At 48.2% G+C, this 20,800-nt stretch carries 20 protein-coding genes and 2 pseudogenes; 7 read left to right on the forward strand and 15 right to left on the reverse strand.

Features of this window, described 5'->3' with window-relative positions; translation table 11 throughout:
• Position 1: 1 nt before the first annotated feature.
• The 9 genes from KNP75_RS06840 to KNP75_RS06880 all read right to left on the reverse strand — a co-directional run bounded on the left by KNP75_RS06840 (position 2) and on the right by KNP75_RS06880 (position 6,755).
• Positions 2–478 carry a GNAT family N-acetyltransferase gene (locus tag KNP75_RS06840; protein WP_131472737.1) on the reverse strand — a complete coding sequence of 159 codons (477 nt, stop codon included), beginning with the start codon at positions 476–478 and terminating at the stop codon, positions 2–4.
• A 6-nt stretch (positions 479–484) separates the two neighbouring features.
• Positions 485–967: an SRPBCC family protein gene (locus KNP75_RS06845; protein WP_215190097.1), complete on the reverse strand. Its 483-nt coding sequence runs from the start codon at positions 965–967 to the stop codon at positions 485–487.
• A gap of 43 nt (positions 968–1,010) precedes the next feature.
• Positions 1,011–1,520 carry a GNAT family N-acetyltransferase gene (locus KNP75_RS06850; protein ID WP_215190098.1) on the reverse strand — a complete coding sequence of 170 codons (510 nt, stop codon included), beginning with the start codon at positions 1,518–1,520 and terminating at the stop codon, positions 1,011–1,013.
• A 25-nt stretch (positions 1,521–1,545) separates the two neighbouring features.
• Positions 1,546–2,307, reverse strand: coding sequence for a hypothetical protein (locus tag KNP75_RS06855; RefSeq protein ID WP_214797470.1), 762 nt, complete (start codon positions 2,305–2,307; stop codon positions 1,546–1,548).
• A gap of 144 nt (positions 2,308–2,451) precedes the next feature.
• Positions 2,452–3,099 carry a DUF2750 domain-containing protein gene (locus KNP75_RS06860; protein WP_215190099.1) on the reverse strand — a complete coding sequence of 216 codons (648 nt, stop codon included), beginning with the start codon at positions 3,097–3,099 and terminating at the stop codon, positions 2,452–2,454.
• Between the two features lie 284 nt (positions 3,100–3,383).
• Positions 3,384–4,160, reverse strand: coding sequence for a hypothetical protein (locus KNP75_RS06865; RefSeq protein WP_131472745.1), 777 nt, complete (start codon positions 4,158–4,160; stop codon positions 3,384–3,386).
• A 71-nt stretch (positions 4,161–4,231) separates the two neighbouring features.
• Positions 4,232–4,915: a hypothetical protein gene (locus KNP75_RS06870; protein WP_131472747.1), complete on the reverse strand. Its 684-nt coding sequence runs from the start codon at positions 4,913–4,915 to the stop codon at positions 4,232–4,234.
• 92 nt (positions 4,916–5,007) lie between these two features.
• The gene (locus tag KNP75_RS06875) at positions 5,008–5,442 is read right to left on the reverse strand and encodes a hypothetical protein (protein WP_051627722.1); all 435 of its coding nucleotides are present in this window, start codon (positions 5,440–5,442) and stop codon (positions 5,008–5,010) included.
• 158 nt (positions 5,443–5,600) lie between these two features.
• On the reverse strand, positions 5,601–6,755 hold the full coding sequence (locus KNP75_RS06880) for an ISL3 family transposase (RefSeq protein WP_214800016.1): 1,155 nt from the start codon (positions 6,753–6,755) through the stop codon (positions 5,601–5,603).
• Between the two features lie 393 nt (positions 6,756–7,148).
• On the opposite strand from KNP75_RS06880, the gene KNP75_RS06885 reads away from it, so the two are divergent.
• The 5 genes and pseudogenes from KNP75_RS06885 to KNP75_RS06905 all read left to right on the forward strand — a co-directional run bounded on the left by KNP75_RS06885 (position 7,149) and on the right by KNP75_RS06905 (position 12,640).
• Positions 7,149–7,763 carry a CadD family cadmium resistance transporter gene (locus KNP75_RS06885; RefSeq protein ID WP_029595498.1) on the forward strand — a complete coding sequence of 205 codons (615 nt, stop codon included), beginning with the start codon at positions 7,149–7,151 and terminating at the stop codon, positions 7,761–7,763.
• Positions 7,764–7,858: 95 nt separating this feature from the next.
• Positions 7,859–8,224, forward strand: a complete 366-nt coding sequence (locus KNP75_RS06890; RefSeq protein WP_029595499.1) for an ArsR/SmtB family transcription factor — start codon at positions 7,859–7,861, stop codon at positions 8,222–8,224.
• Positions 8,217–10,631, forward strand: coding sequence for a heavy metal translocating P-type ATPase (locus KNP75_RS06895; RefSeq protein WP_215190100.1), 2,415 nt, complete (start codon positions 8,217–8,219; stop codon positions 10,629–10,631). The genes KNP75_RS06890 and KNP75_RS06895 overlap by 8 nt, the downstream gene beginning before the upstream one ends.
• 117 nt (positions 10,632–10,748) lie before the next feature.
• Positions 10,749–11,724 (forward strand): annotated as a pseudogene (locus KNP75_RS06900) (IS30 family transposase).
• A gap of 196 nt (positions 11,725–11,920) precedes the next feature.
• Positions 11,921–12,640, forward strand: a complete 720-nt coding sequence (locus KNP75_RS06905) for a peptidoglycan DD-metalloendopeptidase family protein (RefSeq protein WP_029336161.1) — start codon at positions 11,921–11,923, stop codon at positions 12,638–12,640.
• A 63-nt stretch (positions 12,641–12,703) separates the two neighbouring features.
• On the opposite strand, the gene KNP75_RS06910 is transcribed toward KNP75_RS06905, so the two are convergent.
• On the reverse strand, positions 12,704–13,303 hold the full coding sequence (locus KNP75_RS06910) for an IS3 family transposase (RefSeq protein WP_051627790.1): 600 nt from the start codon (positions 13,301–13,303) through the stop codon (positions 12,704–12,706).
• On the opposite strand from KNP75_RS06910, the gene KNP75_RS06915 reads away from it, so the two are divergent.
• Both KNP75_RS06915 and KNP75_RS06920 read left to right on the forward strand, forming a co-directional pair.
• The gene (locus KNP75_RS06915) at positions 13,289–14,329 is read left to right on the forward strand and encodes a glycoside hydrolase family 1 protein (RefSeq protein WP_214755135.1); all 1,041 of its coding nucleotides are present in this window, start codon (positions 13,289–13,291) and stop codon (positions 14,327–14,329) included. The genes KNP75_RS06910 and KNP75_RS06915 overlap by 15 nt on opposite strands.
• Before the next feature lie 19 nt (positions 14,330–14,348).
• Positions 14,349–15,203, forward strand: a pseudogene (locus tag KNP75_RS06920) (PRD domain-containing protein).
• 227 nt (positions 15,204–15,430) lie between these two features.
• Here the strand turns inward: KNP75_RS06920 and KNP75_RS06925 are convergent.
• From KNP75_RS06925 to KNP75_RS06945, 5 genes are all read right to left on the reverse strand, one after another.
• A complete protein-coding gene (locus tag KNP75_RS06925; RefSeq protein ID WP_034781866.1) occupies positions 15,431–16,852 on the reverse strand; it encodes an MATE family efflux transporter in 1,422 nt (473 codons plus the stop codon).
• Between the two features lie 79 nt (positions 16,853–16,931).
• Positions 16,932–17,609 carry a hypothetical protein gene (locus tag KNP75_RS06930; protein ID WP_235420268.1) on the reverse strand — a complete coding sequence of 226 codons (678 nt, stop codon included), beginning with the start codon at positions 17,607–17,609 and terminating at the stop codon, positions 16,932–16,934.
• A 150-nt stretch (positions 17,610–17,759) separates the two neighbouring features.
• Positions 17,760–17,897: a heavy-metal-associated domain-containing protein gene (locus tag KNP75_RS15820; RefSeq protein ID WP_353048059.1), complete on the reverse strand. Its 138-nt coding sequence runs from the start codon at positions 17,895–17,897 to the stop codon at positions 17,760–17,762.
• 142 nt (positions 17,898–18,039) lie between these two features.
• Positions 18,040–18,315 (reverse strand): glutaredoxin family protein, encoded by a 276-nt coding sequence (locus KNP75_RS06940; protein WP_034781864.1) that lies wholly within the window; start codon positions 18,313–18,315, stop codon positions 18,040–18,042.
• Positions 18,316–18,329: 14 nt separating this feature from the next.
• Positions 18,330–20,789 carry a heavy metal translocating P-type ATPase gene (locus KNP75_RS06945; RefSeq protein WP_214716442.1) on the reverse strand — a complete coding sequence of 820 codons (2,460 nt, stop codon included), beginning with the start codon at positions 20,787–20,789 and terminating at the stop codon, positions 18,330–18,332.
• Between the last annotated feature and the right edge of the window lie 11 nt (positions 20,790–20,800).

The following is a 20,800-nucleotide window of genomic DNA, read 5'->3' on the forward strand; positions in this document are numbered from 1 at the left end:
TTTAAGTTGTGATGATTTTGCTAAGGACGATTTCGTCATGGAGCGGGATGCCGTGCTCACCGATAACGGGAATCGACGGTTTATGTAGCCTGGCCGCATCGACCGCACCCGGGATGATCCGTGCGAGGCGCCAGCCTCGGCGTTGGTAAAAGGAGAGCGCTCCCAGGTTGTCGTTCGTCGTGATGAGCGACAGCCGTTCGAGCTGATGTTGCTTGGCCACTCTCTCCACTTCATCGAGGAGCGCCGAGCCGATGCCACGCTTCTCCTGGAGGCTGTCGAGCGAGATGATCTCAATCTCGTCTTCCCGAATGACATACGTGACGAGGCCGATGATGACGTTCGTTTCCGACCAGACAAACCCGTCAAGCGTGGCGCAATCATACGTCCCGGTCGAGATCACCATCTCAGGTGTGCCCCAGGCATCGATAAAGAATGCACGGACCGCGTCACGCGTCGAAGAGGTAATCGGTTCAATCATCGCAAATCACTCCGCCTCTCGGGCAAGTGACGGTTTTGATGCACTCGCCTCGGTGTAGATGCGGAACTGTTTAAACTGTTCATCGTAAATCAGGCGAATCGCCCATTTGAACGCCTTCACATATAGGGCATATAGCCAGGATGAAGGGATGAGTGAAATCCGAATCGTCACATCCGTCCCGTCCGTTGTCTCGCTCAACGTATACGTCGCAATCGACACCCCTTGATTCGTCACCGCCTGCACCTCGCATTCGTGAGGACGATTGACATGGGTCAACTCGGATTCGACCCGAATCTCTTTTTTCTCGAACTGTTGGACCGAGATGAACCGTTTTCCCGTCACGAGTGAGGCGTCACCGTCCTCATAAATATTTTCGATCAAATGGTCGTTCCATTTGATGATATGTTCGTCTTCTGCGAGACAAGCGAACGTGTGGTCAATCGGTGCGTCGATTGTCATCGTAAATGTAGCCACTTCGAGTTGTTTCACATCAAATCCTCCTTCATCGATCGACATTCTTTTTTTCATTACGTTAGACAAGTTCTTTTTCAAAACAGACATACCGTTCATGCCCTTTCGGTTTCGAATCGAAATGGACGTTTCCACGTTCCACGTAGCCGTGTCGTTTGTAAAAGTTGCAGGCTGCCCCATTTCCTGAGAAGCTGTCGAGCCGGATGCTAGTGTAACCTTCCGCTTTTGCCAACTGTTCAGAGGCATGTAACAGGGCTTTTCCGCTACCTTGACCTTGCCGCTCCGGATGCACCATTAAGGAATGGATGACGAGCGGATGGTCGTGACGCCAGTGAATCGCCTCCCATTCGTGCGACTGCCATTGATCGAGTACAACGACTCCGAGCAACTCCTCACCGTGTTTCATGATATAGACAGAATCGTCTTTGATACATTCCTCAAAATAGGCGCGGTTCGGATACGTGTCGTCCCATTGAAAAATCTGTCGGGTGAGCAAATCGTCTTTACAAGCGAGATACAGTTGTTCAATTGCAGTTAAATCTGATGGTTTGGCTAATGCGATTGTGTTCATTCCAATGCTCCGTTCTTTAGGGTGACTATCTTTTATTGATGATCCGCTCGTATTTTTTATACTCGTCGTGGTCCATGCTTAGACCGAGCAGCTCAGCGATTGTGTCTTGTCGCCACGTGGTCGGATTAAAATACTGCGAGCCCGTGTTGAACCAGCGCCCCTTTTGATCGAATCCCCACGTATACTTCACCCGGTCAAGCCCTTGCTGTAGAAGCATCTTTCCTTCTGCTGGATGGGCTCGCAAGCGATGTTCGCCGAGACGCATATATGGTTCGACGGCCCACGGGCATCGTTCAATCGCTCGTTGAACATATGTATAATCGAAATGATCGATGTCTCTCTTCGCCAACGCAATACAAAGCAAGCCGCTCACTTCTTCTGGCCCTTGTTCGATGAGCGACTCTGCTAAGGCGACGTGTTCGTCTGTGATGACAAAGTCATTCCAACCCGTCCAATATAAGGCGAGCGCGAAATAGAACGGGTCATTCGGATGAAACGTATAGGCAGTGAGACCGAAGCTATTCACCCGGGCAAAATCTTCGATGGTATCAATCAACTCATACCCGATGAGCATGTCCCATCGGCTGTTATCGGTCGGGTCCATCATCACATGATCAATCAACATCTGCTCGATGCCTCGGGTTTGTTGAAGGTAATGTTCAAGCTGTTTGAACTGGTTTGCCTCAACGTAGGCGTCGATGGGATCCATCATCGCCTGTTGCTCCACCGAGAGGGTCTCGTTGCCTGAATACAGCTCAAAGATATTCCCTACGTTATAATCATTCAAAGATGTGTTCTCCTCTCCCACGTCGCTTTCCACGATGAGCGCTATTATTCTGTCGATATGATTGCGTTTTTAGAAAAAGAATTTATCATATTCGTTGCTATGTTTTCTTTAAAAAAGATATCACATGCGGTATTTGAAATAAAATTATTCAAAATACTCTAGAATGGTTTCTGGGTCATATTCCAACCCTACCAGCTCGCTCGACCAATCGAGGCCGCACAGCAGCTCATCATCCGACATGTTCGGCAACCAGCGTTCAAGGAATAGCTCGACCGGCAACTCGATCACATGATAGTCGGCCCATTCTTTAACCCGGCACGCGAGCGCAAGCTCTCGTGACGAAAAGAATAACAGGACGTCTGTGTCTTCGACGTGCGATGGTGCGTACGCCCACCCCTCGTCTTGATCCGCAGATAATCCGAAGACGAGTCCATTCTTCTCGACTCGTTCGCAAAATGTCTCGAGCACGTCGCTTTCCGCCTGCGTCACTTCGACGAACGCCTCAAACGAATGCGCCGCCACCTCGAGGTCATTTATCTCGTGCCACCAGGCGTAAATCGTCTCCCGGTCGTCTTTCAAAAAACCGAGCTCATCACCGGATCCGTTCGTCGCAAGCGTCACGAACCCATGCGGTAACTCCTCTTGTTTCAATTCGTTGGCTCGAATGACGTCATCCCATGTCTTATTGAAAAACCGCTCGTCCTTGATCGGATAAAAGAACCAATCCCCAAGTTCGAACTTGTTCTCATGACCCCATGCGTCACGTAAGCCGTCCGGGAAGCGTGACCCCACTTGTTACTCTACCTGTTCAATCGTTTCGACCGAAATTCCTGAAAGATTCGTATCAAGCCTCATCTCATCGCCTTCTTTCTAACATCAATAACATGAGTATACTGAATTTACAAAAAAGAGGGAATTGATTCCGACAAGTTGATTCAATAATGATCACGATTCTGTTGCGCCAAACGTTTGTAAAACGTAAAAAAGGACCTATAGACAAGGTCCATCGTCACGAGAAATCATTCGGTTGTAAGTTGTAACTTCTTAGTCGATTCAACGACTACCTATATGCGTCATCACTCGTTAACGAGCTGAACGCCGCTCACTTCATAATCACCGATTTGAATGAAGTGGAACCGTTCACCCTCCCCTAACCCTCTAGCAGTTCCCGAAAACTCAGCTACAACGTCAGGGCGTTTGCGTGCACCGAACGGCCACTTGTACAACAACCCGTCTTTTACGAAGTAGCCGACCTGTCCTTGAATCGTCAGCGCCGAACTGTCGTGAAGTCGCTTCGGCGTCTTATACTTGTTGAGTCGACCGGTTAAATCAACATGAATCAAGTCATACCAAATCGACGGACAGAACCATACCCCGGTTTGATTTGCTTGCAACAATTCGCAGTCGACAATGGTCGGCGGACGTACAAAATCTGACTGATAGCGTTGTAACACTTCCCCTGTCCTCGAGAAACAGACGAGTGCCTCGGTGGATATCCCTTCCCCGAACACCCCTTCATCGGCATAGCCGATCCAAATCCCCGTGTCGTTGACGGCGACAGCTCCGATGGCGTTGCCCGCATGGAACGAATGAAGTATCGACCCTCGCCCATCGATAACCCAGGCGTTGCCGGGTGTACCTTCGTGCGTCACATCGACGACGAGAAACGTTTCTGAATCAAGTAGACGGATGAATGGCGAACTCAAATGAAACGGCAGTCGTATCATTCGCTCATTCCAATAGACGACCTGGCCATCCTGATCCACCAGAACAATCACTTCACCACCTGATAAATCGGCATCAATTATGCTAAGCCTATCCATTTTAAATAACGTCTCAACTTGTAGCTCCATCCAGTTTCACCTCCCATATTCACTGCTATCTTGTTGGTCAATCGAACACGATGAATCGTTTATACGTTTACTCAACGAGCTAGACGGTCTTGATACTGCTCGAGCCTTCTGCGGAAGCGGTCAACTTCTTTCGGTGTCACCGAATCTGTCATTCCATAGCGCTCTTCCAAATATGGCTTGAAATCGATGTCCGTCAATTCGATGCGCCGTGCCCACTCTAAAACCGTTTCTGTCGGCAACCATTTCTTCGCCGGCGGTAACGCCTGATTGAACGTGATGAGCGCGTCTCGAATCGTCACACCGGTCCAAGCCGGTTCTTCGACACTCGTCATCGAGCTCGGGACTGAATGACGCGAGAACGTCCGCGTCGTGAACGAAGCTGTTTCGTCAGCTCGCTTGCGGTGCTGAAAACGAATGTTAGCGGCAAAAATCAGTACGCTAAGCAATACACAGGCTAGTATCAACACCCAATAGAAGAGGCCATCGCCTCGTTCGATGACGGTAGTCACAGAATCAATCGTATAATCCAAATAGTCCAGTTTCAGACGAGACTGTTCTTCTTCTTTCGGTATCCTCATCTTTCCTTCGGACGACTCCATCAAATACTCAGATTCTGCCGGTGTCGGTCGCAACTTTAACCCCGAGGTCGGAGGCTCATACCACCATTCCATCAACAAGCTGATGAGACGAAGTCCAATAAAGACCGTTCCTACTGTCAGCACTGCGGTCAAACCAAGCCGAATCATCCAACGCATGTTGTCGCCTCCTCTAGGGATGACTTACATCACATTGTATCATTGGACGTTTCCACTTGGAATAATCATTCAGCACGACTCTAGTCATCGTTTTACAGAAGATGCATCTTAGCGACCTGACTTGTTGGCCGCAGCTTTAGAATCTCGGTCGCTAATTCGTTCGCTTCATCATCCGTCATTAATTTGTCGGGAATCGCATTGAAAAAGAGCAAGTATTCCTTTAGATCTATGCGACTAGAATCAAGCACGACAGCACGTTTCGCATGTTCGTAGGCCCGTTCATAGGCATGAGGATGGTGACAGAACGGTTGGCTCATGAGAAGCGACGCAGCCTCTTCCCAATCCGCAGTCTGCTCAACTTGAATCTGATCGCATACGATTTCGTAGACCGCTAAATCATCCGTATCAAACGCAACTTCAAGAAATGTATCTAACACCACTTCGTGAGCGAGCGGCTTCACTAGACGTTGAACGGTCGCTCGGTCATTTGAGAGGATCGCCTTGTGTAGTTGTTTTTTCAGGCTCATTTGAACGCTTGCCCCTTGCTTGATGATTCATCAACGCTCTTTTTTTCATTCATTTCCGTTTAAAACCTAGCGCGATGGAACGAAGAATCCTCGATTTGTTTCCGCAACTATCACACGCTATAATCATTGGCTCATCACCATAACACGTGGTTGCTATTTTAACGACCAAGCTCGAAGCGTAATCTCAAAAAGAAACGTTCGAGGTTTCGGTAGCCATAACCACGGCGTTTGATAAGCTTGATTTTGTTGTTCGTTCCTTCCATCTTTCCGTTCGATAGACTGGACACGATTGTTCGACGCATCGCTTTCTCTCGGTTCTGGATCGATTTCGCGATCTTCGCCAGAGGCCCGCAAGGATGGGACTGATAACGATCCAACCAATCGGTCAGTCGACGTTTCGCCTGTCCATGGCACGTGGCCTTCAGCACATATCGAATATGTTGAAGTCCTTGATAGAGGTCCCGGGTGAACGGATCTTCCCGAAGGCAAGAATCGGCGACCTCCCGGTCTTCGGGGGACAGCGTCTCCGGACGACAGGCGAGAGCACGGTCAATCACACGGACATGATGGTGACGTTTCACCTCGTTCAAAAAACGACGCCGACGGCGAAGGGCGTCCGTGAAGAACTGGATGAGATGGAAACGATCCAGCACATGTTTCGCATCCGGGAAGACATGTGCGACGGCCTTCGCCATTGTCGGTGCAAAGTCACTGACGACAGAACGGATGTCTCCGGCTATGCCTTGGAGTGCAGCCGTGATGGCCGTGACGTCCCTTCCCGGGACAATGGACAGGAGCCGACCACTCTCCGCATCGAGGGCGATTGTCGCATAGTGATGTCCTTTTCGTGTGGCGAACTCGTCGATGAGGACGTCTGTCGTATGCTTCTCTGTCTCTACTGAGGCGTACCGATAAAACAATCGTTCCACCGTCGTGTAAGGTAATCCGTATTCACGCGCTACATCTGAGATCGTCCTACCGTGGCAACGTTCTGCGATGCCTTTCCGGAACACCTCGGTGGAGGTGCGGACGAGCCCGAGACCGTAGTCATACACGAACGTCAAATCACAAGAGAAGCATCTTTGACGTGGGATATCCAGCTCAATCCAAAGTATACCGACGTTCCATGCGTGACCGTGTCGGAAGCGACGTCGCCTTTTCGAATGCAGGACTGTCTTTCTCTGGCAAAGCGGGCAAGGGATGTCGTGTCGATCCGGGATGACCGGGAAAACGTTCGGTTCTTCGTCTGAAGACATCTGGATCTGAAAAAGGTCTGGAAGTGGAAGAAGTAATTTGATAAACTGTTGGGACAAAGCGAAAACTCCAATCGTGGTTTGTCTAGGCAACAATTACGATACCGGGGTTTTCGCTTTTTTTCTATGTTCAATTCAAAATCTGATGGATTTTATGCGTCAACCACGCCTTATGGTGATGAGCCTCTTCTATACCATTTTTAGCTCTTCTAAAGATAGAATGCTTAACAAGACATGCAGGCATTGGCCATACTAAATTTCAATTTGCCTTGCCACTTGTCGCTCCCTGTTCATTCTAACAAGCATGCCCAAACATTAAAACAATCATTTGAATATATAATTGACAATCTAGCGAAATCTTTGTACACTTGCATTAATCAAACGTTTGTTTGAATGTATAACTATCAGAGGGTATCACTTCACACTAGGATATCCGTAAAGGAGATGAGGGTGCTGTTAACCACGATTTTTACCGCGGTTGCCGCTTATGTGGCGACCAGCATTGATTACGTCATTATTTTGCTGATCCTGTTTTCACAAACGATGAAAAAAGGCCAGTTAAAATCCATTGTCATCGGACAATACCTAGGAACAGCCATCTTGGTGGGCGTCAGCCTGTTGGCTGCGTACAGCCTGACGCTTGTGCCGTCCCACTGGGTGGGCTTGCTAGGGCTCATTCCGATTTACCTGGGCATCCGGGTCTGGAAGCGAGAAGAAGACGAGGACGACGAAGAGAATCTCCTGTCCCGTTTGTCTTCCGGAAACCCCAATCGCTTGTTTGTCACCATTACAGTCATTACCCTGGCGGCTGGCGGCGACAACATTGGCGTCTACATACCCTACTTTTCAACCTTGAATCCAAGTGAAACTGTGGTGATGCTGGTTGTCTTTGCCATCCTGGTCGCCGTCTTGTGTTACCTCAGTTACCGGTTGGCAGCCGTTAAAACGATTTCTGAAACGATAGAAAATTGGGAACGGTGGATTGTGCCGATTGTCTTCATCGGGCTCGGCATCTTGATTATGGCGGAGAATGGGACTTTCCGATTCCTTTGGGGATTGGTGAGTTGAAGTGATTCTTTGCACTCTTTGTTTTATATAGAAGAAAATCACTTACTTGAAAAAACGAATGAGTAAACAGAAGTGAGAAAAAGGAGTGAATGAAAATGGCAAAAGAGATTTGTGATGTGGTCTGTGTAGATGAAGAAAAGGTGGAACGAGTCCAGCAGCAACTGTCTGAACAAAATCCATTGGAAGTGGCGAAGATCTTCAAGGCGTTGTCGGACGATACGCGTATCAAGATCGCCTACGCCTTATCGCTGGAGGACAAACTGTGTGTGTGTGACGTTGCGAATATCATCGGTTCATCTACCGCAACCGCCTCCTACCACCTGCGACTACTGAATAATATGGGGTTGGCGAAATACAGCAAGGAAGGCAAGTTGGTCTACTACTCACTGGATGACGCGCATGTGAAACACTTGGTGCAAGTGGCCTTCATCCATCAGAAGGAGGTTGTTTCCGTTGGTTGAAAAAACGAAGGAAACAGAAGACAAAACGGTCTACCGGGTTGAGGGCTTTTCGTGTGCGAATTGCGCCGGGAAATTCGAGAAGAACGTCAAACAGATTCCCGGTGTCCAGGATGCCAAAGTGAACTTTGGGGCTTCGAAAATTGCGGTCTACGGCGAGGCGACGGTCGAGGAACTGGAAAAAGCCGGCGCTTTCGAGAATTTGAAGGTCGCACCGGAAAAACCGAAACGCCAGGCGGCTCCTGAAGTGACCGTCGAAGACAAAAATGTCTTCCGGGTCGAAGGCTTTACATGCGCGAACTGCGCCGGGAAGTTTGAGAACAACGTCAAGCAGATCCCCGGTGTCCAGGATGCCAAAGTGAACTTCGGGGCTTCAAAAATTTCCGTTTACGGGGCAGCGACCATCGACGAATTGGAGAAAGCCGGTGCGTTTGAAAACTTGAAGGTGGCGCCTGAAATTACAGGACGTCCAGCTATCACGAATACCGGAACCGAAAAAGCGCCAGCTCGAACAGAGAAGAAAGTGCCGTTCTACCAAAAGCACAGCACCTTGCTCTACTCCACCCTCTTGATCGTGTTCGGCTACATTTCCCAGTTCGTCAATGGCGAAGACAACCTGATGACGTCGCTCCTGTTTGTGGCGGCGATTGTCATTGGTGGGTACTCGCTCTTCAAAGTCGGTTTCCAGAATTTAATACGCCTGGATTTCGACATGAAAACCCTCATGACCGTTGCCGTCATCGGGGCGGCTTTTATCGGCGAATGGGCGGAAGCGTCTATCGTGGTCATCCTCTTTGCGATCAGTGAAGCACTGGAACGCTATTCCATGGACCGGGCGAGACAATCCATCCGTTCGTTGATGGACATCGCTCCGAAAGAGGCACTGGTCCGGCGGAATGGCCAAGAACAGTTAATTTCGGTAGACGACATTGTGGTGGGCGACACCATGATTGTCAGACCGGGACAGAAGATTGCGATGGACGGCACGGTGACCAACGGGTATTCGGCGGTCAATCAGGCGGCCATCACCGGGGAATCCGTGCCGGTCGCCAAAACGGTGAACGATGACGTCTTCGCGGGCACGCTGAATGAAGAAGGCTTGCTCGAAGTCAAAGTCACGAAGTTGGTTGAAGACACAACCATTGCGAAAATCATCCACCTGGTTGAGGAAGCACAAGGCGAACGGGCTCCTTCGCAGGCGTTTGTCGATAAATTTGCCAAATATTATACACCGATTATCATGGTCGTTGCTGCGCTTGTAGCCATCGTTCCTCCCATTCTGTTTGATGCCAGCTGGGAAACCTGGGTCTACCAAGGATTGGCTGTGCTAGTCGTAGGATGCCCGTGTGCTTTGGTCATTTCGACGCCGATTTCAATCGTGTCCGCCATCGGGAATGCCGCGAAAAAAGGCGTGCTGATCAAAGGCGGCGTGTACTTGGAGGAAATGGGTGCGCTGAAGGCCATCGCATTTGACAAGACCGGCACCCTGACCAAAGGGGTTCCCGTCGTAACGGATTTTGAAGTCATGAACAAGCAAGTAAACGAAAAAGAGCTGCTTTCCATCGTGACTGCGCTGGAGTACCGCTCGCAGCACCCCCTTGCCTCCGCCATCATGAAAAAAGCGGACGCAGAGAACATTTCATATTCTTCGGTCTTGGTCGAGGACTTCTCTTCCATTACGGGCAAAGGGATTAAAGGAACCGTAGAAGGAATCACGTACTATATCGGCAGCCCGATCCTCTTCAACGAGCTGGGCGCCGCAAGTGCGGATAAGAACTTGGAACAAAATGTCACAGCTCTTCAAAATCAGGGCAAGACGGCCATGATCATCGGAACGGAACAAAACATCCTGGCGGTCATCGCCGTGGCCGATGAAGTCCGGGACTCCAGCAAGGAAGTCATCCAGAAGCTGCACGACATGGGCATCAAGAAGACGATCATGCTGACGGGTGACAACAAAGCGACCGGTCAGGCCATCGGCCGAGAGGTCGGCGTCACCGAAATCCAGGCCGAGCTGATGCCGGAGGACAAATTGAATGTCATCAAACGCTTACGGGCCGAGTACGGCAAGGTGGCGATGATTGGAGACGGCGTGAACGACGCGCCGGCACTCGCCGCTTCTACGGTCGGGATTGCCATGGGCGGAGCCGGAACGGATACCGCTTTGGAAACGGCGGATGTCGCTTTGATGGGCGACGATTTGAGCAAGCTGCCATTCACGGTGAAATTGAGCCGGAAATCCCTGAATATCATCAAAGCGAACATTACGTTCGCCATCGGCATCAAAGTGATTGCACTGCTATTGGTCATTCCGGGTTGGCTGACCCTGTGGATCGCCATCATGTCGGATATGGGCGCTACCCTTCTAGTCGCGTTAAACAGTTTACGGCTGATGCGAGTGAAAGAATAAAAAGCAAAAGGGGTTTCCGATTATCTGGAAACCCCTTTTTTATGATGAATTATAAAATTAAGTGCAACATCTGAACGTGAACGCAAAAAAAAGCCCACAGCGATGGCCTCGTTTAGAATGAAGTTACGACACAAACATTCAGACGGAGGAATCGCTAAGAGCTACACCCATCTTACCACAACGGTGCGCGTGAAAATAGAGACCTATCTGGAGCTCGGGATGTCCATCCGGTCCATCGCGAGACGGATCGGGCGACAGCCCTCGACCGTCTCGCGGGAGATCAGACGGAACCCCGGCTACGAGTCAGGACGTGCGCAGAAACGCTACGAGAAGGCGAAAACCCATTGCGGCGTCAAGACGAAGCTCGACGACACGATGCGCCGGACGATCGTCGAGAAGCTGCGTGCGACCTGGTCACCAGAACAGATCGTCGGCCGCCTCTACGCAGGAAAAATTGCCTTCTCCACCATCTACCGCTGGATCTATGCGGGACGGATCGACGTGCCCGTGACCGTGCTCCGCCAGAAGGGGAAACGTCAAAAGCCGACCGAGACGCGCGGTCGCATCAACGTCGGTCTCCCCATCTCGAAACGACCTCCAGAGGTCAGGGGTCGCCGGACATTCGGGCATTGGGAGCTCGACACCGTCGTCTCCGGACGTGGGAAATCGAAGGCGTGCGTCGCGACGTTCATCGAGCGGAAGAGCCGGTTCTATCTCGCCCTGCCAATCGCGGACCGCACCGCGGCCTCGATGGAGGGGGCGATCCATGCGGTGCACGGTGCCTTCCCGGAAGGCACGTTCGAGACGGCGACGACGGACCGGGGCAAGGAGTTCAGCGGTCACGAGCGCATCCAGGCGTCGCTCGGCGTGCCGATGTATTTCGCCGACCCGTAACTCATCGTGGCAACGGGGGAGCAACGAGAACGCCAACGGGCTCCTCCGCGAGTTCTTCCCGAAAGGAACGGACTTCGCGCAGGTCGGTGACGGTGAACTCGCGGATGCGCTGGCCAAGATCAACGGGCGACCGAGAAAGTGCCTGGACTGGAAAACCGCACACGAGGCCTTCACCGAGGAAGTGTTGCGCTTAATTTGACAAACCGTCTTATAAAAAAGAAATGTGTTTAATTTTTATCATAAAATCCGTTTGTGAAAAAACTATGCATTTTTTGATTAAATCTCTTGTCAATTTTTGAAATGAATTTGATATACTTTTTTGTAATATAGTGATGCTATACTCCTTTTAACAAATCGTTCGTCACTGTATCTTTATCTTTAAAGGAGTACAACTAATGAAAAACAAGGTAATACTTATCGCTTCTAGTGTCTTACTCACAACAACTTTTTCGATGCATAGTCCAAAAGTCGAAGCAAGTAGTGCATATAACGTAAAAGTGAAGACAGACGATCTTCGTGTTCGGACTGGTCCTTCTCTCAATCACAAAATTGTCGGCATCACTAACACTGGGCAGACCTTTTCTTATTTAGGAAAAAAAGGAGCTTGGACAAAAGTCCTTTACAAAGGAAACACACGGTATATCTATAGTTCTTACCTAAAAAAATATAAGAGCCACGTTGCCAAAAAAACATCATATAATAACTCTCTTTTTGCTTCTCCTACAGAAGGTCGGCTGACCCAAGGATACGGAAACTCTAATGGTGCTTACGGTTATACATTCCATAATGGCGTTGATCTAGCTGCAGCAAAAGGCACACCCGTCTACGCTTCTGCCAGTGGAAAAGTCATTACATCTAAAAACAGCGGTGCATACGGTAAACACGTTATGATTTCACATAGTCTACAGAATCAAAAATACGTAACCGTTTATGCTCATATGAACAGCCTTTCGGTAAAAAATGGTCAGACAGTCTCTAAAGGTATGAAGATTGGAACAGTTGGGAATACAGGAAACTCGTTCGGAAATCATTTGCACTTTGAGATTCATAAAAACAGTTATAAATACAGCAGTTATTCTGCAGCGAATAGTGTCAACCCAATGAACTATTTGTAACCTAAAAAAAAAGAAAAGATTAGACTGACCTAGCTGTATGAGACACTAATAAAAATACCTTGATTAGGCTACCGCCACACCATATTTTATCGGTGTGAGGTAGCCTAATTTTTCTTGGATACGTTCTTCGTTGTAGTAAGTTAAGTAATTATTCACCCGCTCACGCACTTCATAGTCGCTTAACGAGTTGAACTTGACGTACTGGAACACCTCAGACTTCAAGTTCGAATGAAACGATTCGATCACCGCATTATCCCAACAGTTGCCTCTTCGAGACATGCTGCTCGTCAGATACTTCCTCTTTACGAAATCTTGAAAGGCATATGATGTATAGACACTTCCTTGATCTGAATGGATGATAACCCCTTCGGGATTGTTCCGACTCTCCAACGCCATCCTTAACGTATCGATGACGAGGGGCGTCTGTTGATGATCGTATAGCTTATAGGCAACAATCTCATTGTTGAATAGGTCGATGATCGTGGAGAGGTACTTCGTCGTGCCCCCGTATTGGATGTAGGTGATGTCCGTCACCCACTTCTTATTCGGTCTACTGGCAGTGAAGTCTCGCTTGAGAAGGTCAGGGGCGATGACGATACTCTCACCCTGAGACTTCCATTTTCGTTTGGGTTTGATCCGACACTGGAGATGGTGCTTCTTCATGATTCTCTTCATTTCGAGACTCCGCTAGGATTACAGAAATATGGCCCCTGGCTTCATCGTGATGTGGTCGACTTCTTCCTTCACTACTGCGAAACCATGTTTACTCGATATAAAGGTAAAGTCCGATATTGGATTCCTTTTAATGAAATCAATGTCATGTCGACAAAACCATGGATGGGGGGAGGAATCCCTTCTTCAACGAAAGAATCACAGTTTATCGGTGCATTCCATCAGATGTTGGCGAATGCCAAAGCCGTGACACTTGCCCATGAAATTGATTCAGAGAACAAAGTGGGGATGATGTATAATGGCCACTTCGCATATCCAAACTCCCCAGACCCAGATGACGTCCAACGAACTGAGGAATTCATGCATAAAATGCAGTACTACTGTGAAGTACTTTGTCGTGGCAAATATCCGAACTACATTAAAAAAGAATTAGAGCGCGAGAATATCTCTTTGCCGTTTGAAGAAGGAGACGCCGATACATTGTATCGTGGTCCTGTTGATTTTATTTCATATAGCTATTACTTAACTCACGTTATCGTCAAGGAGTCGCCTCTCGAATTCTCTGGTTTGAATGGCGTGAAGACAGGCTATAAAAACCAGCATGTGGAGCAAAGTGAATGGGGATGGAGTATCGATCCGAAAGGTTTACGCTATTCCTTAAATTACTTGTATGATCGATATCAGTTACCACTTATGATTGTTGAAAACGGTCTTGGGGCCGTTGACACGCTCACGCCGGACAAGAAAGTACATGATGACTATCGTATCGCCTATCTTCGGAGTCATATCGAAGAAATGAAAAAAGCAGTCGCGATTGACGGGGTTCCGTTACTTGGCTATATGGCATGGGGTCCAATCGATCTGATTGCAGCCAGTACGGGAGAAATGAAGAAACGGTATGGGTTCATCTATGTAGACTTGGACGACGAAGGGAACGGGACCCTAGAACGGATTAAAAAAGATTCGTTCTACTGGTATAAAAAAGTCATAGCTTCAAATGGAGATGATCTGACTTGAATTAAGACGGAGGTATGGAATGATTCGTATCAAAAAAGTATTAAATTCAAGTGTCGTGATTGTCGAGGACAAATCAAAGCTTGAGTACATTTTAATTGGAAAAGGAATTGGTTTCGGGCAGAAAATCGGAAATGTTGTCGCTCCACCTGAAGCCTCCCAAATGTTCATACCCGCTGACGATGTCCGTATTAAAGAGTTCATAGGACTGGTGACTGAAATTCCTCCTGAATTCGTCGAGTTCACTCGAGAAATCGTTGCATATGCTGAGGAAAAGCTAGCTACAAAGCTCAATGCCGGTATCTTTTTAACACTGACAGACCACCTTCACTTTGCGGTAAAACGTTATTATAAAGGTATTACTATCAGCAACCGAGTATTTTGGGAAATTCGAAACTATTATCCACAGGAATTCAAGATTGGAAGTTATGCGGTTAATCTCATGAATGAACGATTTAAAATCGAACTGCCTATTAAAGAGGCAGCCAATATTGCTTTTCATATTATCAACGCGCAAGGAGAAAGAGAAGAAACACGTGATGGCATGCGCTACGCCAAGATGATTGGGAGTATTGTGAACCTTATTCGATATGCTTACAATATTGAAACCGATGAAGAAGATATTCATTATTCATGATTCATCACACATGTGAAATATTTCGCTGAACGCTTTTATGCTGGAAAAATATTGAATGAAGAATCCGATCAACTATTTGAACAGATTGCGAACATCTACCCAAAGGCCATGAATGGTTCATTCAAAGTACGGGACTACCTTAAACAGTTGCACGGTGTGACAATTCCTAATGAGGAACTAGCTTATCTAGCCGTTCATATTCATCGACTGACAACTAATATGGATTTGAATAAACAATAACTTTCTTAATTACCTGGTTCTTTTTGACGAAGACCAGGTTTTTTCTATACTGAACAAAAAAATATCCATTTTTTATAATCGAGCAGCTATAGGCCGCATGACATATGTGTGTTTTTCACCACTGATTCGATTTCTTTAGATCGGCGTGACGGGCTCCTTTAATAACTTTTTCAGAAAAGATAAAAGGAAAGAACAACTTTGCTCTTTCCTACAATTTCAGTCAAGTGTTAATAATTATTTATACATCGCACGTCTTCATGCTTAGTTTTGGGATGACAGGGCTTCTGCGGTTCGGATTCCACTACAATCCAACGCCCTCGGCTGAATTGAATCCAAAGGACGATCGCCTTAAAGACGATGTCTAGACCGATGGCGATCCACACTCCTGCAATGCCCATCTGCATCTGAATCGCCAATACATATACTGCCCCAGTCCGGATCACCCACATACCGATCGTGGTCAGATACATTGGAAACTTCGTATTGTTCGCTCCTTGGAATCCACCGGTCAATACAAGGACAACTGCTAGGAAAGGCTGGAAGACCGCTGCTATTTTTAACGCGACATCGATGTCTTTGATGACTTGGGGATCGTCGGTGAAAAGTGAACCTGCCCATCCTCCGAAGAAGAATAAGACAACCCCGAATAAGGACATGAAGCCCATCGCCATGAACGTGCTCAATCTGGCATATTCTTTGGCGGTCTCGTGGTCTCCCGCTCCGATGTTGCGACCGACGAGAATGGTTGCTGCTGTCGCGAAACCATATGCCAACATATAAGAGAACACCTCTAGATTCCCTGCAATTTGATGCGCGGCGAAGGTGTTCGTCCCGAGTACCACGATGAATCCGAAATACACGATCTGTCCGGCTCTCATGACCAATCGCTCGATAGCCGCCGGGCTTCCAAGGTTCACGAGCTCCAACTGGTGTTCGAGATCCGGTCTCCAGAAATCTTTCCTGAAGGCGATGACTTCCGTCTTACGAATATAGTTCATCAATAAGAGCGTCCCGACGAGCCGGGCGATGACGGTCGCGAGTGCCGCTCCGACGAGACCAAGTTCGGGGATGATCCAAAAACCGAAAATCAACATATAGTCGAGCACAATATTGACGACATTGATGACGATACTCACCTTCATCGGTGATTTTGTATCTCCCGCACCTCGTAAGATACTACTGAGCACAAACATCAATGCCATCACGATCGATGGGATCCCGACAATTTTGAAGTAGGTGCTACCAGCTTCTAAAACGTCATTCTCCACCCCCATCAACCGCAGGAGAGGCTCAGCGAAAAATAGCGTCACGACCCCAAAGGTCACCCCGACCACGACAGATAGGACGATGGCCTGCTGCGCGATATGTCTCGCGCGCTCGATTCGTTCTGCGCCTAAGTTATTGGCGACATAAACGTTTACTGCCACACCGATTGCCATAAAGACAGCTAAGTAGATGGCGAGGACGGCATTCGTCACTCCTACCGCTGACACTTCTGCTAGGCCGATTCTTGAGACGAACAGCGTATCGACAAATCCGAGCAACGTTTGGAAAAAATTCTCGGCAACCGCTGGTAACGCGAGTAGAAGGATGAATTTCATCTTGGTTTTTCGATCACCATGAGTGTCCAGCCGCTCACTTTCTATCATCTGAGTCCTCTCCTTCGAAAATTATGCTTACAACGATTACAGGAAAGCGACCCAACGAGGAACCATGGGTCGCTCATGGTCAATCTGAGACACGAATGACGAAAGGATAGGTGTGCACAGTCCCATGGAACTGGAATTCGGCCCAGACCTTGTATAGGCCAGGTTTATGGAAGACCGTCTCAAATTCCGTCGTATCATGAGAAGAAGGATGCACATGGATAAACTGTTCTCCGGCTTCATCCAAGATGACGACATGACCAAGTGCTCCAAGGTATGGCTCCGGGTTACTTTCTTTGGTGTCATAGCTGAAGACAGTCGGGACATGCGCTTTTAAAGAGTCAATCGACAGCTCGACGGTATGACCTTCGATCGTCTTCGTCAGACGCTCATCCACTTTAAGTGACGATTCGATAGAGGAAGAGGACTGATGATCAATCTGTAAGTGAACCGGCTTCACTTGATATGCCAGTCCCTTAGGCTGAATATCCACGAAGAGTTTATACGCCCCTGCCTCAAGTTGGACGGGTTGCTCGAATCGACCCTCACCCTTTTTAAACGGATGGAGGTGTCGGTACTCAGTTAGGTCTTCGTTCACGAGAATCAAATGGAATTCCTTTTCATGGCTGACTTCGAGTTCCGGGGCTTGCTGATGTTGATCCTTTAACTCGATACTGATTTTCCCGAATTCATATTTAGCTTCTACAGACACTTCATTTCCCGTCAAGTTCTTCATATGATGATGTCCATGGTCTTTCACGTTTAACACTCCTTTGTGTAGTCCTTGATCGCACCGTCACTCGACCTCCATTACTTGCAGCAAGAACAACCGATTTTAACGGTCGCCTCCGTTACCTCGTAGCCAGTCTCTTGAATTGCGGTTTCAATCTCAGAAAGTGTGAGTTGGCTTTCATCGAACGTCCACCTCTCCCGCCGAAAGATTGACCTTCACTGATTCAATACCCGCTAACTTTCCAACGTGTCCTTCAATCTTATTGATACAAGATCCACAAGACATGCCCGCTACCTGAAATGTTGATTTTTTCATTATATGTTCCTCCTGATTATTTAATTACCATACATGGGTAGGGTGTAAAAGTATCGATTTTTTTACACCCTCGCCACCTTATGTTCGTGTCCCTCATTGCGCGACACGCTTTCAACAGGTTCTGAGAGTGAGCTATCGTTGCTTATCGTAGCAATGTTAGAATCTCTTCTTTGTTGTTCTCGAAGCCAACAAAGTACTTCACTACTCTTCTTTTTCTGAGCATCCCTTTTTTGTAGAAGACAAACAGTGGTACGATTCGATTCCCTGATATCGCTACCATTTCTTGTTCAAGGTCAAGGTTCGCACCCACATCTTTGTTCACATAAGGGACTGTGGTTGTTTTTAAATATTTTTTGGCATCCTGACAATCTGAACACGTCGGACGCGTGTAAAGCTCGAGCTGTAGGGCTGTATCCATCCCACTCCCTCCTTTTATTTGATCATCGAAGGCTTGAATCGTTTTAAACGGAGTGCGTTCACCAGGACCGAGACTGAGCTTAAACTCATGGCCGCTCCGGCAAGTATCGGGTTCAACAAGGGCCCGCCGAGTAGATAAACAATCCCCATCGCAAACGGGATACCCATGACATTATAGGCAAATGCCCAAAACAGGTTCTGTTTGATGTTGCGGATGGTTGACTTGCTCAATTCGACAGCTGTAGGTACATCCATCAAATCGCTTCGCATCAAGACGATGTCTGCAGATTCGATCGCAACGTCAGTACCCGAACCGATCGCGATTCCGATGTCTGCTTGGGCCAAGGCTGGTGCGTCATTGATTCCATCACCGACCATTGCGACCTTCTTCCCTTCGGCCTGTAACTTCTTCACTTCGTTCGCTTTATCTTCAGGTAACACTTCACTCAGTACCCGATCGATCCCGACCTGTCTCGCAATCGCCATGGCCGTACCTTTGTTGTCTCCGGTGATCATGGCTACTTCGATACCCATTCGTTGAAGTTTCTGAATGGCTTTACGACTGTTTTCTTTGACGGTGTCTGCGACAGCGATGATCCCTGCGATTTGTTGGTCAATCGCGATATACATCGGCGTCTTGCCTTGGTGTGCGAGTTTGTCTGAAGCGCCTTCAAGGACATCCAGTGAGATGCCGCGGTCTTTCATCAATTTTCTGTTTCCGGCAAGCAAGACTTTTCCGTCGATCAGTACTTCGATCCCGTGCCCTGGGATGGCTTCAAAACGATCGATATCCATGACACGCATCATTCTGTCCTCTGCCGCTCTTACGATTGCTTCGCCCAATGGATGTTCAGACCCTTTTTCAGCGGAAGCGGTCAAGCGTAACAACTCATCTTCTTGATGTCCATTCACTGTCACGATATCTGTCACTTTCGGTTTTCCTTCAGTGATCGTCCCTGTCTTGTCGAACACGATCGTCTGGACTTTATGGGTCGTCTCCAAGGCGCCGCCACTCTTGATCAACACACCATTCTCAGCACCTTTGCCCGTACCCACCATGATTGCTGTTGGTGTGGCCAAACCTAGTGCACAAGGGCAGGCGATGACCAGTACTGAAATCGTGATCGTCAAGGCGAAGAGGCCGGTCTGACCGCCTAAATACCATGCAATTCCTGAAAGGATCGCGACGACGATGACAATCGGTACAAAGTATCCGGAGATGATATCGGCCAGTTTTGCGATAGGAGCTCGAGAGCCCTGTGCATCCTCGACCAATTTGATGATTTGAGATAGCGCTGTATCCTTACCGACTTTCGTGGCTCGGTATTGGATGATCCCGTTCTTGTTGATGCTGGCACCGATGACTTGAGCACCCACATTTTTTTCAACAGGGATACTTTCACCGGTCAGCATGGATTCGTCTACAGACGTATTACCTGATAGAACCACGCCATCCACCGGAATCTTCTCACCAGGCTTTACGATAATCGTGTCGCCGACGATGACTTCGTCGATTGATACTTCTAACTCTTGTCCGTTGCGGACGACCTTTGCCGTCTTAGGTGCCAGTCCCATCAATTTTTCAATCGCTTCGGATGTTTTACCCATCGACCGGACTTCAAGATATTTACCTAATGTGATCAGCGTGAGAATGACTGCGGCTGTCTCATAGTAGAGGCTATTCACGTATCCCTCATAACCTGAGAGGATAGCCATGGTGGCACCGACGCTATAGAAGAAGGCTGCGCTCGTCCCTAGGGCGACAAGTGAATCCATATTCGGATGCCCTCGGAACAATGTCTTAAATCCTACGGAGAAGAATTTCCATCCGAACAACATCACTGGGATGGTCATCATGAGCTGCAAGACAGCGAACAATTCTGGGTTCATCGTTGGATCCAATGCCATCGGTAGGGGTAGGCCGATTATATGCCCCATCGCCACATAGAGTAATGGAATCGTGAAAATCGCCGATCCTACAAATCGGTTCCACATCGATTGAATTTTTTTCAGTTTCTTTTCTTTCTCTGTATCTTGGCCATCCGTTGATTCTTGATCTTCTCTTGCCTCATATCCGACGTTTGCCACCACTCGGACCACATCTGATACAGTCACCAGCTGAGGATCATATCGAATGACTAATTTTTCTGTCGCCAGGTTCACATTCGACTCAGTCACACCCACCATTTTCCTCGTGGCCTTCTCAATCGTCTGCACACACGAGGCACAAGTCATCCCTGTGATGACAAATGATCTTTGCTCGGTCTCGGTTGAGGCCTTGTAGCCAGCCTTCTCGACGGTCGTCTGAATATCCAGCGGCGAGATTTTCGTCTCATCGTAATGAATGCTCAATTTCCCAGTCGCTAGGTTGACGTTGGAGGTCACTACGCCAGGCAATTTTTTTGTTGCTTTTTCAACTGTCTGAACGCAGGACGCACAGGTCATCCCTTCCACGGCAAATGTCTTACTCTCCATATCGTCTTACC

The organism is Exiguobacterium sp. s6, from assembly GCF_018618155.1.
GTDB lineage: Bacteria > Bacillota > Bacilli > Exiguobacteriales > Exiguobacteriaceae > Exiguobacterium > Exiguobacterium mexicanum_A.

Excerpts from the sequence above, each read along its gene's own strand:
- KNP75_RS06840 (WP_131472737.1), bottom strand. The coding sequence starts at position 478 with ATGATTGAACCGATTACCTCTTCGACGCGTGACGCGGTCCGTGCATTC.
- KNP75_RS06850 (WP_215190098.1), bottom strand. The coding sequence starts at position 1,520 with ATGAACACAATCGCATTAGCCAAACCATCAGATTTAACTGCAATTGAA.
- KNP75_RS06865 (WP_131472745.1), bottom strand. The coding sequence starts at position 4,160 with ATGGAGCTACAAGTTGAGACGTTATTTAAAATGGATAGGCTTAGCATA.
- KNP75_RS06870 (WP_131472747.1), bottom strand. The coding sequence starts at position 4,915 with ATGCGTTGGATGATTCGGCTTGGTTTGACCGCAGTGCTGACAGTAGGA.
- KNP75_RS06875 (WP_051627722.1), bottom strand. The coding sequence starts at position 5,442 with ATGAGCCTGAAAAAACAACTACACAAGGCGATCCTCTCAAATGACCGA.
- KNP75_RS06890 (WP_029595499.1), top strand. The coding sequence starts at position 7,859 with ATGGCAAAAGAGATTTGTGATGTGGTCTGTGTAGATGAAGAAAAGGTG.
- KNP75_RS06905 (WP_029336161.1), top strand. The coding sequence starts at position 11,921 with ATGAAAAACAAGGTAATACTTATCGCTTCTAGTGTCTTACTCACAACA.
- KNP75_RS06915 (WP_214755135.1), top strand. The coding sequence starts at position 13,289 with ATGGTGCTTCTTCATGATTCTCTTCATTTCGAGACTCCGCTAGGATTA.
- KNP75_RS06910 (WP_051627790.1), bottom strand. The coding sequence starts at position 13,303 with ATGAAGAAGCACCATCTCCAGTGTCGGATCAAACCCAAACGAAAATGG.
- KNP75_RS06925 (WP_034781866.1), bottom strand. The coding sequence starts at position 16,852 with ATGATAGAAAGTGAGCGGCTGGACACTCATGGTGATCGAAAAACCAAG.
- KNP75_RS15820 (WP_353048059.1), bottom strand. The coding sequence starts at position 17,897 with ATGAAAAAATCAACATTTCAGGTAGCGGGCATGTCTTGTGGATCTTGT.
- KNP75_RS06940 (WP_034781864.1), bottom strand. The coding sequence starts at position 18,315 with ATGGATACAGCCCTACAGCTCGAGCTTTACACGCGTCCGACGTGTTCA.
- KNP75_RS06945 (WP_214716442.1), bottom strand. The coding sequence starts at position 20,789 with ATGGAGAGTAAGACATTTGCCGTGGAAGGGATGACCTGTGCGTCCTGC.